The 11,922-nt window shown below is 42.2% G+C and carries 10 protein-coding genes and 1 pseudogene; 4 read left to right on the top strand and 7 right to left on the bottom strand.

What is annotated here, in order from left to right:
* Positions 1–34 precede the first annotated feature (34 nt).
* Positions 35–238, bottom strand: a complete 204-nt coding sequence (locus tag OCV20_RS09505) for a hypothetical protein (protein WP_086775261.1) — start codon at positions 236–238, stop codon at positions 35–37.
* Positions 239–1,482: 1,244 nt separating this feature from the next.
* On the opposite strand from OCV20_RS09505, the gene OCV20_RS09500 reads away from it, so the two are divergent.
* Positions 1,483–3,033, top strand: coding sequence for a methyl-accepting chemotaxis protein (locus OCV20_RS09500; protein ID WP_048617360.1), 1,551 nt, complete (start codon positions 1,483–1,485; stop codon positions 3,031–3,033).
* 175 nt (positions 3,034–3,208) lie between these two features.
* Here OCV20_RS09500 and OCV20_RS09495 read toward each other — a convergent pair whose 3' ends face one another.
* From OCV20_RS09495 to OCV20_RS09475, 5 genes are all read right to left on the bottom strand, one after another.
* The gene (locus OCV20_RS09495; RefSeq protein WP_157896355.1) at positions 3,209–4,105 is read right to left on the bottom strand and encodes a VirK/YbjX family protein; all 897 of its coding nucleotides are present in this window, start codon (positions 4,103–4,105) and stop codon (positions 3,209–3,211) included.
* 328 nt (positions 4,106–4,433) lie between these two features.
* Positions 4,434–4,577: a hypothetical protein gene (locus tag OCV20_RS09490; protein WP_017059112.1), complete on the bottom strand. Its 144-nt coding sequence runs from the start codon at positions 4,575–4,577 to the stop codon at positions 4,434–4,436.
* A gap of 25 nt (positions 4,578–4,602) precedes the next feature.
* Complete coding sequence (locus OCV20_RS09485) at positions 4,603–4,878, bottom strand: HU family DNA-binding protein (RefSeq protein ID WP_017059113.1); 276 nt, start codon at positions 4,876–4,878, stop codon at positions 4,603–4,605.
* Positions 4,879–5,259: 381 nt separating this feature from the next.
* Positions 5,260–5,955: a VC0807 family protein gene (locus tag OCV20_RS09480; protein WP_048611526.1), complete on the bottom strand. Its 696-nt coding sequence runs from the start codon at positions 5,953–5,955 to the stop codon at positions 5,260–5,262.
* Between the two features lie 332 nt (positions 5,956–6,287).
* Positions 6,288–6,860 (bottom strand): YceI family protein, encoded by a 573-nt coding sequence (locus OCV20_RS09475; protein ID WP_086775259.1) that lies wholly within the window; start codon positions 6,858–6,860, stop codon positions 6,288–6,290.
* 278 nt (positions 6,861–7,138) lie between these two features.
* On the opposite strand from OCV20_RS09475, the gene OCV20_RS09470 reads away from it, so the two are divergent.
* Both OCV20_RS09470 and OCV20_RS09465 read left to right on the top strand, forming a co-directional pair.
* The gene (locus OCV20_RS09470; RefSeq protein ID WP_086775291.1) at positions 7,139–7,855 is read left to right on the top strand and encodes a DUF1826 domain-containing protein; all 717 of its coding nucleotides are present in this window, start codon (positions 7,139–7,141) and stop codon (positions 7,853–7,855) included.
* 342 nt (positions 7,856–8,197) lie between these two features.
* Complete coding sequence (locus OCV20_RS09465) at positions 8,198–10,084, top strand: methyl-accepting chemotaxis protein (protein ID WP_086775258.1); 1,887 nt, start codon at positions 8,198–8,200, stop codon at positions 10,082–10,084.
* A 106-nt stretch (positions 10,085–10,190) separates the two neighbouring features.
* Here the strand turns inward: OCV20_RS09465 and OCV20_RS09460 are convergent, their stop codons facing one another.
* A complete protein-coding gene (locus OCV20_RS09460) occupies positions 10,191–10,592 on the bottom strand; it encodes an ACT domain-containing protein (RefSeq protein ID WP_086775257.1) in 402 nt (133 codons plus the stop codon).
* A 488-nt stretch (positions 10,593–11,080) separates the two neighbouring features.
* Between OCV20_RS09460 and OCV20_RS09455 the strand changes: the two are divergent.
* Positions 11,081–11,896 (top strand): annotated as a pseudogene (locus OCV20_RS09455) (TauD/TfdA dioxygenase family protein).
* Positions 11,897–11,922: the final 26 nt, after the last annotated feature.

The following is an 11,922-nucleotide window of genomic DNA, read 5'->3' as shown; positions in this document are numbered from 1 at the left end:
AGAAGCATATTCAAAAGCTTTTGGACTGTCGCCGTTACAGTTGATTTGAACCGGAGGCCTTGGTCTTTTTGAAGTATTTGAATGCACTCCAAACCGCGTAAGCCGCAACACCCACAATCAATGCCGAGCGAAGGAGAATAGGCGCATCATGTTCAAGTTGACCAACATGCGGCACAATACTGGCAAACAATCGACTGGTAAAAAGCAGCCCCATTACTAACATAATTACTTTATTCATGTGACCTACCATTCAATTGAGTACGTTGCACAGAACGAGTTATGGGGCGATTACACGGCTAACACGCTAGACAACTATTCTGCTCGAAATAAAATCATGCGCTTCTCAAACGTAACCGTCAACGCGTTATCGGCGTTAAGCTAGTAAGCTAAAATTCCGTTTTTGGAAGGAGGTTGTTCTGTCAGATACAGCTAGGTCGGGGTAGGTGAGGGCTTTAAGGGATCTAAAATGTTTACGTCAATGTATTGGTTTATTAATAACGTAGCCAAAGCAGTACGTTGAATATCGGTAAAGTTATTATCTTTGAAATTTACAACTCATTTAGAATTATCAACTTCAAAGATAATATTGCTTAACGAGATCAGATTGTTGGGGTCTTATCTTGTCGAATATATCTTTTCGACCACAGATAAGTCCATGCAAAAATTAAGGTTATGTTCAAGGCAGGTATACTTAATACCAACTTCTCCAGTGTTGAAATCAACGGATTTTGCGACATCTTCTTGAAAGTTATCAATGACTAACTGTAATAAGCAATCCTTGTCTAATACATTCATAAGTTTCCTTAAATATAATATGGTTGCAGATGCATATTAAAGGACAGGTTTCGATCATTATCAAGGAAAGCGAAAGAATATTTTCTCGTATAAATCACGTGTCTTTATAACCCTTAATCATAATCAAACCTGAGAACATACCATATTGTAATTTATATTTTGTTATCTTAGAAATCTTCAATTATTAGCAAAATGCGAACCAATTATTGTGAAGGTATGAAGAACTTTTTTTTCTGAATCTGGAAGGTAATTGGTTAGAGAATGTGATAATAGCGAGTTTACTTACAAGGGAATATTTTTATTTTAACGAAATATCAGGACTTAATTATATAGGTGCATTAGTTTTTGGTTATAAACTTTGAGTGTAAAGGTGTTCTTGGATAAATGCGCTATAACCCTGTTTATTGTAATGACTATTGCTCCCATTTTACTTTTCATAAGCTAATCTTATTAGATGTTGATATGAAATTTGCTGCATTTATGTTGTTGGCGTGATGTTGGATTTGTTTAGTCAACCACATGGTAGATCTGATGTACATTTTACTTAAGTAAAAATCTTTTTGAATCAATGACTAATGTTTGATTTTTGAATGAGAGAAGGATCAAGTGTCTTCGTTTTCATCATGGTGTGGCATGGATGGTCCACACAACAAGTTGATTGTTATTTAGTTTAAATAGGGAAATATTATGGCAGAGCAAGAGTATGATTATCCGGAGTCGTACAATCTAATTTCAGTTACAGACCCTTCCAGTAAAATCAAGTATGCAAGCCCCCATTTTAATGAAGTAGCAGGCTATCAAGAAGGAGAACTAGTAGGTGAGTATCACAATGTAGTTCGTCACAGGGATATGCCTAAAGCCGCGTTTAAGGACCTATGGGGCCATATTCAGTCAGGTAGTAACTGGATGGGTATGGTGAAAAACCAACGGAAAGGTGGTGGCTATTACTGGGTTGATGCTTTTGCTTCTCCGTTAAAAGAAGATAATGAGATTGTTGAGTACCAATCTGTCCGGTTTAAGCCGAAAAGAGAATATGTTGAACGTGCAGAAAAAGCGTATGGAACCTTAAATAACGGAAAAACACCATTCAAGCTCATGTTACCGAAAACGAGACTTTGGCAACGTCAGACATTCATTTCAATATTGCTAATCGGGTTAGCCTACGCGCTTCACCTTAATCAATTCGTAACGGTACCGCAAATATTCTTATTACTCTTTATGGGTAGTTCGGTATCGATTTATATTTTGACTCGTCGCTTGGAGAATATTTGTAAAATAGCAAAAGAAGAGTTCAACAACCCTTTAATGGAACATATTTACTTTGGCAAGGTGGACGATCTCTCCGAAATTGCGCTGGGAATGAAGGTTCGGAAACAGTATGCAAAAGCATTATTAGGCAGAATTCGAATTTCGGTGAGTGATTCATGTGAAATGACCCTGAAACAGGCGAATAAAACTGCTGAATCGAACGCCACGGTGTCTGAAAACCTTGAAAATCAGAAAACAGAAATTGATATGGCTGCGACTGCCATCAACGAGATGCAAGCGGCTTCAAGTGAAATTTCTCAAAATGCGCAAGGAACCCTCGATTCTACGTTTAGCACCCAGCAAGAGCTCTTATCTTGTCAAAACGAGCTAAACCAAGTCGAAGAAAACTTTGTCGAGCTCACCAATGAATTAGATAACATATCGACAATATCGCTGTCTGTAGAGAGGGAGACGCAACAAATAAGCTCCGTCATCGAGATGATCAACGCGATTGCTGACCAAACCAATCTATTAGCACTGAATGCAGCGATAGAAGCCGCACGAGCTGGTGATTCAGGAAGAGGCTTCTCGGTCGTGGCAGATGAAGTAAGAGTGCTTGCTCAGAAAACTCAAGAAGCAACAACAGAGATTCAAGCGGTTATTGAAAAGCTATGCACAGGCAGTGGTCAGTCAGTAACGGCTGTTAACAACGGGACGGAAAAAGCGAAACGCACTCAAACGACGATTCAATCGACTCTAGAAAGCCTCACATTATTGAGTGAAAAGGTTCAAGGAGTGGTTGATAGGAATAACCAAATCGCGGTCGCTATTGAAGAACAAGTTAATGTCTCTGAAGAGATTAACCAGAATATTCTTTCTATACACAGTAAAGCTGAAGCTTCTCACGATCTCATGGAAGACAGTAAAAAACAGTATGAACAAAGTGTACTCAGCTTGAATGAGCTAAGAAAAGGAGTGGCTCGATTTTAAATCGCAATAGAGCAAGTGGTTAGCGGGTTCTGACGAGTGTCTACATTACGAACAAGCTAGCTTTGGTTACTAATTCAAAAGCCTCGCTATTGCGAGGCTGAGCTTATTTTTAAAGGGTATTTTAGCAGCCTAGTGTCAGGTTCAGTCAAAGTAAAAAACTGTTTTCCGCTGTTAGCTAGACAGGTGCGTCATAAGATATACGGGCATGACGGCGCATTTCGTTCTTTAGATCTTGTTCATACTGATCTAGCCAGGCATAACGCTCGCGATACAACTTGCGCTTTTGGCGTTTTAGAGCCTCAAGATCTTTCTTGTTTGGATTTGTCGGTAGACGATAAAAATAGTCGTTATGCACCTGTCCATCGTGCTCCTCCCACAAACTATCGTACTTAAGGCTGATGTCTTTGTTTTTCTTGCCGTAGCGTAATGAGTTCGACACATGGCCAGACTCTTTTACCGCATAGATATTGTTGATACCTAAGTTAATGGCTAACAGTCTTAGTGTTTCTACCATGAAGGATTTAGGTCTTAAACCGTAGAAAGCTTTTGTGAATGTGCGGCTAAATCCATTGTCATTGGCCCCGCCTTGAATACCGCCGATGTAGAAGCTGTTGTCGAAAACCGTGAACGAGATGGTATACATTTTTTCGAGTTGAGAGTTGGTCAATGAAATTGTCAGTTCACCTTCTTTTCTCGCGTTTCTTTCGAAGCTGAGATTAACCAGATAAACGTTGTCATCTATCTCAAGTTTTAAAAGATTGAGCCTTTCATTATAGATTTGGTGTCTAGCTTCTCTTGCAAAGGTGTTTTCAAACCAGTCGTAGTGTTTGGATAAGATATCAATCTTTTCTTTATTGCTAAAGCCAGTGCATAAGTAGGGAGTGACAAATTTAGAAAGGAAGTTGGGTTGCTTTATAAATAACAACTTTCTCTCTTCAGAGTTGAAATTATCACTCATTTTTCGAGTAGCTGAATAATAAAACAGGGCTCGAATAGTAAACTTAAGTATCGCTTTGTACTTACCCTTATTTTTATGGGTATTTGCTTCAATCCCCATGCGAACGACATTCATAATCACCTCAAAGAAGAAGGATTGCTCGAACACAGTCGTGTCACGAACCCTTCCAATAATCTCACCAATAACAAGAAAATGATGATAGTGAAAAAGGCGATTTGGGTAAGTATGGATATGTATAGCTATGTAACCTAATCAGTTACTTAGTGTTCATATTTTGGGCAGATGTGTTTGTGTCTTAGTGGAGAGAAGACGTAGGTAGCGATTGGTATTTGTTTTAGGAATCTGTTTCTTAAACCAAAAATGCCACTACAAATCTGCAGTGGCATTAGAACGATAACAAACTATCACTTTGCTCAAACCTAAACTTTAGTTCTTACATAAACTATAGCTCTAACAGTTTGGCCAATTCACGCTCTTCGAGAAGCTCTTCAATGCGTTGACGAGTCTTAGGCGTTTCAGCTTGCGCTTTAGTCGACTTACCTGCTTTTTTGCTTCGGCTCGTTTTCGCTTTTTCCTTAGTCGTCATCGTAACCTTCCTTGTATTTTTTGTATTACAGGTTGCACGTCTCTTTCAGTGCTTTACCTGCTTTAAATGCTGGCGTCTTTGACGCTGCAATTTGAATCTCTTCTCCGGTACGCGGGTTGCGACCAGTTCGAGCGGCACGAGAGTTAACTTTAAAGCTACCAAATCCAAGGATCGATACATCATCACCGTTAGCAAGCGAAGTAGAGATACCTTCCACAAGCGCATTGAGCGCCGTGCCTGCTTGGTCTTTTGAGATGTCTGCAGAAGTCGCAATGTGTTCAACTAATTGAGATTTGTTCATAATCTATATCCCTTATTGAGTACGGCTGGCGTCTACCTTTAGCACCTAGCTTATGCGATCTTATCAACGGCAACTGAAATATTGTCAGTGGTTGGGTAGAGCTTTGTAAAGTAACCAACAGAATTGACTATAAAAGTATCTGTCGGCTCAATCAATGGAATTCATTGATTATTATGGATTTAAAGCGAGTTAGTTGAGTTCACGAGAGATAAGTGACTGTGAATGTCTTGGTTGATTGAGAGTATCAATTAAAAGAACGCCGATCGATTTCATGAATTAGACAACAAAAACTATAAAGCCCAGCGACAGTGCTGGGCTTTATAGCGTTTCAATAATCTAGTATTTGAAGTTGTTCTGTATTTAAAGCTAACGTAACGAGAACTACTTAGTAATAAAGATTTGTTCTGTTTCTAGCGAAGTCATGTCGCGAACTTGGCGCCAGATGTAGTAGAAGATACCAAGCATCATTAGAAGGCTTGGGATAGCGATTGCAGGGTAACTGTATAGTGTCAACTTACCTAGCTCTTCATTGAAGGCTACCGTGCCTGCTGGGCTAGTCACAATCCAAGTCGCAAGGAAGTAGTTCATCGCAGAAGAGAAAGCGAAGGTACTCGCGAATAGGTAGTTCGATGTCATCAGGCAACGATCAAACTTTGCTTGGTTACCGAACTGCTTTAGGCGTTCTTCAATAAGAGAGATGTTTAACAGAGCCGGTGTGAAGATAACTTTTTGGATAAACGGGTAGCGGGTGAAGGTTGAGCCAAGAACCGCTAAACCAATTAAACCAGGGATTAATGCTTCTTTTAGTGCTAACCAGCGAGTGTCTAGTTCGAAGAAACCAATACCGCCCGTTAATAGCACGCTGACGAAGCCAAGCGCCGCGATGAAGTTGAACTTCTTATTGCGGATTAACTCCATGCCACCGTAAGCAATTGGAAACGCAAGGGCGACGAGCAATGCTAAGCCTGTTCCAAGGTGCTCCTCTCCACTGAACTTCATTAAGATGAACGAAGGGAGAAAGACGTTAAACACGACTTCGAAAAGAGGACTCGATTTTTTGTTTTCTGTACTACTCATAATTTCTAAATACATTATGTTATGGATTTATTCTCAGGGATTGTTGTTTACCTCGCCCAAGATGTAAAGCCTTAAGGCGCCATGCTGTGTAACGACATGTGACATCAACGACATCTCTGAGCCTATCTAATGCTCAACTTGGTACTTTGTGAAGGATGTTTATACGACAGACTTGGGGAAATTGAGTGGACGTTTTGGTTGAGTTTATTCAAACCTAATTCCGAAGCAGACGAGTTTATTGCATTGTTGTTTACTCTCACTCACATTCACCGCTCTCAAACGATTGATGAATGTGAAATGAGGCAGAATAGAAAGGAAGAGTTATAAGTCCATTATTGGTCGAAAAGTAGGTTAAAGCTTAAAGGGATTTTGTCGGAAATCGCTAATCCACCCACGGTCGCAGAAAGTTTGTTTAGATTCTCTGTCGATATCCCAAAATCAGCGCCGTTGACGATGATTGTCGAGGCTGAGCTAACCATGACAAGCCCTGAGGATGGAACCACCACAACTGGGAAATCGATCGTTTTTGTTACGCCGTGTAAGGTAACTTCCGCTGCTATTGTTGCTCTTTTGGGGTCACCGGATAGCATCGACGGTTCAACCTTTCCTGAGATCTTCACTTCAGGAAAATTCATTGATTCGAAGTAGAGTTTATTGAGTCTCTGGTCACGGATAGCGACACCGGTGCTCACGCTTTTCAAGTCCAATACTATTGAAAACTGACCCTCTTCGGTAAGCCCTCCAGACATAGGCTTGATGGATGCGGGTTCGACAACAAACTGCTTCTTAATGGTCGCGAATGTGATGTTCGATAACTTCGGATCTAATGTGTAGCCCGATTCCGCGAAAGATTGAGCGGAGATAACGGTGCATAGGAGGCCGAATGTAGAGATTAGTTTTTTCATAAGTTGTCACCAGATTGATGAATTCACATATTTACGTTCTTGAGTCGTGCGTTTTTAAAATGACTTTTTGGAAAGAGTGATTGATAGAAGCTTAGTTCAGCATTCGAAAAATTACCGCAGGCAAAGAAGGGCGTCGCTGTATTACTGGAATCATGATCGACTAAGTGACTTGTTTATTTTTAGTTATGTTATAACATAACTAAAAAGTCACTCTTACTTAGAATAGTTATTATGTTGGTAGGAGGGAAGCGATGAGCATGTATCAAGGAGACGACGTAATGAATGCCGTGTTAACCAAGCCTTTGGCAACCAATAGCAACCAGCCACTCAACATTAGTTCAGTTGTGACTATCCAGGATCAGGCGAATCACAAGCCAAGCTTTAGTGCTTCTGAGCAGCCAACGGTATTAGCGGATATCTACCAGAGTGATATTAATATGGCGGTATGGCAGCGACAGTTTGATGAAGGCTTAACGACGGCAATCAGTGAATTTATCGCCTCGAATCCAAACTTTAGTAAGTCTGTTAGCGTGTCACCTGATAATGCTTTCGATAAGTTGGAATTTGCTACCGATGGCACCGCCTCTAAAGCGCTATTAGAAAACATGGCAGAGCTCGTGGATATGTTTTGTTGTTTGTTCGAGCTTGAAGAAGTCGGATTGCGTTTAGCCGTTCTGAATAAAGCGATGTGCCCACGTTTCCATTTTGATCAAGTGCCTTGCCGCTTGGTGACAACTTATCATGGTGTTGCGACTCAATGGTTGCCAAACGACTTAGTCGACCGTTCTAAGCTAGGGCGAGGGGCTAACGGACAGCCAGATTCAGCGTCCGGCTTGTACAATCATGAGTCAGATATCCAACAACTTTCGAGTGGTGATGTGGCATTACTAAAAGGGGAGCGCTGGAGTGGCAACGAAAATGCAGGCCTTGTGCATCGTTCACCAGTCACTTCATCTGACGAGACACGATTGCTGTTAACGTTGGACTTTGGTTGAGCAACTTTGACTATTTAGTCCGCAACCTGTTTCTATTCAGACGTTCAACATATTTAAATACCTTCCTAATGAGCTAACGGTATAGCGCGATCTGTGCCGTTATTACTCTCAAACAGAGACACTTATCAGCTGACCTTTTTTAGCACATTAATTCAAAATTTAGAGTTTACCATTCTCTAAATCAATGGGTTACGATGCGTGCACTTACTCACATATATCAATATTTCAGCTCCTCATCGGTTTCTTAATTTATTTTAAAGCGTAAAATATATCCCGCTTGCAAACCTCTTTGGCAACCAATTTGTTCGCCACGGTTTTTTACTTCCAAATTATAGGTTTCCTATGTTCAAGAAACTCTCGCTTAAAAATAAACTGGCGATTTCAGCCAGTATGGCCATTATCCTGGGGGGGATTTTGGTCGAGGCATTGTCTTTTCGTGCTTCACTGCAAAGGTTGGATACAGAAGTTGAACAGCGTTTAGAAGGCGCATCGGCTTCTTACAATCAATATGTATCGGATTGGATCTTATCCAAAGAGCGTGCGCTTACTTCTCTTTCGAAAGAATCCAAACAAGAAAGCTTGGTGACTCACCTAAAACAGGTTCGTGATTCTGCCTCTTTTGATAATGTCTTCTTGGCATTCCCTGACGGTTCTCAAAAGAACGCGAATGGGGTAGTACTTCCGCCGGGCAATGATGACCCACGTCTATGGGGTTGGTACACCAACGCGGTAGCAAACCCTAGTAAGGTGTTCATGGATAATCCAACGGTTGCAGCTGCAACTGGGGCGAATGTTGTGTCGCTGGGTACTGCTATGCAATTACATGGTCAACAGGTTGTGTTAGGCGCGGATGTTGAAATTACCGATATTCTTAATAGCCTAGAGCAAGTGATTCTTCCGGGTGAAGGTTACATGTTCATAGCGACCAATAAAGGTACAGTTTATACGCACCCTGACACCAAGTTACTGAACAAAAATATCAGCTCACTTGGGTTAGATTTTGCGGATGTACAAAAGGCGCTGACTAGCGGTAAAGACACTTCTATCGAGTTGAACGGCAGCGACTATGTTCTATACGCACGTGCGATTGATGGAACGAGCCTGATTACAGTGAGTGTTGTTAACCATGATTCATTGGTTGCGCCACTATTTGATGCTGTGATTGGTCAAGTGTTGGTGACGCTACTTGTGGTGATCGTATGTACCATACTGTTTAACCTGCTGTGTACGATTCTCTTCCGCCCGTTGAACCACGTATCTCAAGCACTGGCGCAAATCGCGAATGGTAGCGGTGATTTAACTCAACGTATTCATGTTGAAAACCAAGATGAAGTGGGTGAGTTGGCTCATAACTTCAATACCTTTGTTGGAAGCTTGCAGCAGTTGATTGGCCATATCCGTGGTCAGTCAGAACAGCTAAACAACCAGTCAGAGCAAAGTGCTCAGCGAGCGAACCGTTCGGTGGATGAGCTTAATCATCAGCAGCAAGAAATCACCATGGTCGCGACGGCCGTAACTGAAATGGCAAGCGCCACGCAAGAGATTGCATCGCATGCTGAGCAAACAGCAAAAGCGGCGCAAGATTCAGCGACAAGCACTAACAGCGGTCACGCTCTGGTTGTGGATACCAAAGGTTCAATCAATAACCTAGCCAATGAAGTGAACGAAGCGGGTAACGTGATCAGTGAGCTCAACAAGCATGCTCAAGAGATCTCGACCGTACTTGCAACGATTCAAGGCATTGCAGAGCAAACCAACTTGCTTGCTTTGAATGCTGCAATTGAGGCGGCTCGTGCTGGTGAACAAGGTCGTGGCTTTGCTGTGGTTGCTGATGAAGTACGTGTACTTTCACAGCGCACTCATTCTTCAACGGAAGAGATCAAATCAACGATTGATATCCTGCAACGCACGACAGCGCAAGCGGTTGAGCTGATGGAAAGCAGTTCTAAACTGGCGATACATTCAGTAGAAGATGCCGACAGAGCTTCGCATGCGCTTGAAGAGATCAACTCGGCGGTGGCTTTGATCAGTGACATGGCGACTCAAATCGCGACGGCTGCTGAAGAGCAAACACACGTGACGGGTGAAATTACCCAAAACATTACGACCATTAAAGATGTTACTGACCACTTGGTTGTGGGCGCACAGGACAGCTTAACTGAGTCAAACGAACTTAAAAGCCAAGCCGCGGGTTTAAGCGACAAAGTGGCCACTTTTAAGCTTGCTTAACTGTTTTACTCGCTGATGCCTGATCAGTGAGTGAGCGGCAAGCAATAAGTCAAAGCGACGTAGATTACGTCGCTTTTTTTGTATTTGTGAGTCATCGAACACTTAATTAATCAGTTTCTGAAAACTCTTTCAGCGCACTTATTGCAGCTTCTGCTTTGTCTTTTTGAACGAAGATGTGGTCGTGATAGTAGCCTGCAACAACGTTAGCGCTAATGCCGTAAGAGCCAAGCTTTGTCGCAAACGCAGCCGTCAACCCAACCGCTTCAAGGCTCGAATGTACCGATAAAGTGATCAGGCTAAACACAGCGTCGAAGTTTAGCTGAGCTTTGGTCGCAACGTCTTCTTCCAGAACCAGCGTTAAACCTTCTTTCTCACGAAAAGTCGAGATTGGGTTGAGCTGAACATAGTCTGCTAACGCTCCGTCGACAGTGCAAAAAACATAGTTCCCGTCGATTAATTCTGGTGACATGGATCTTAGTAGGAAGTCTAGGTCGGTAATGGAAGTCATTCTTTATTCCTTTCTTCGTGCTCACGCTATGCGTAGTGCCGTTTGCGTTGGTCGATTTGCATTGTTCTGACTACGATAAGATCCAACACTGTATAAGTACAATTAATAGTACTTATTCCACATCAGCATTGTTAATGTTGACCTTGCTGTCACAGCGCTTAGAAGTGAGATGGTTTGGCACTAGAGTTGATTATCTAGGTTGTGTCGCAGAACAGTCTGAAGATTGTATGCTAGATTTATTGGTGATACACAACTGGAGATATCGATGATCTGGCTTTCAGTGAAAGTACTACAGATTGGACTTGTCTATGGATACAGGAAGTATCAAAAAACGAAAAGAGCTCCAGCTTAGGGGCTCTTTTTTTGTTTCGGAGAGGCTATTTTCTATTTCAAGTGGGAAAGAAAATCTGCATTTGCCCGGTTTACTGTTAGTAGCCAGATTAGCCTAGTAGCCAGATCCGCCCCTAATACCACCAATAAGCGAAAGTATGTTGAAAATAGAACCCATTACTCCTCACATCGGAGCTCGTATCCACGAATTAGAGCTTTCTACATGCAGTGTTGATGAACTCGATAAGGTGTATCAAGCGCTTCTAACCTATCAAGTGATCTTTCTCGACGGGCAGACTTTGTCTCCAGAACAACACTTGATGATTGCAGATCGTTTTGGAACGTTAGAACCTGCACATCCTTTCTTCCCTCGTGTGGAAAGTGCGCCCCAGGTGAGTGTTATTGAAACAACCTGAGGCAATGCGCCAATGGAAAGTTATTGGCATACCGATTTAACGTGGCGCAGCTTGCCGTCGAAAGCTTCCCTGTTGCATGCTCAACATATTCCAAGCGTCGGTGGTGACACGATTTGGTGTTCGATGACCGCTGTGTTTGATTCATTGGATGAAAATATGAAAGCAAAGCTGAGGGGCTTATCGGCGACTCATTCGTTGGTGGCCTTTGAAGGTATAGAATCAGAAGCCATTGAGCTCGATTGGCACAAATCCTTGATTAAAACAGCACAGGATAATCCGCCAGTGGTTCACTCTGTTGTCCAAGTTCATCCTGAAACGGGTAAAGAAACGCTCTATATCAATGAGCAGTTTACGCGTTATATCAACGAGTTGCCTCGTCAAGAGAGTGATGTTTTACTCAGCCAACTGTTTGAAATTGCGAGACGCCCCGAGTTTCAGGTGCGTTTCAAGTGGCTGAAGGGAACGATGGCGATATGGGACAACAGGGTCACTCAACATTATGCAGTGATTGATTACGGCGATACTCCAAGAAAAATGCATCGAGTAACAGTGACATAGCGGTAAGCTGAACACCGTTATCAAAG

The sequence above is a fragment of the Vibrio coralliirubri genome (genome assembly GCF_024347375.1).
Taxonomy (GTDB): Bacteria; Pseudomonadota; Gammaproteobacteria; order Enterobacterales; family Vibrionaceae; genus Vibrio; species Vibrio coralliirubri.
The sequence above is the reverse complement of the archived record's forward strand: the minus strand, read 5'-3'. Positions and strand labels throughout refer to the sequence as shown.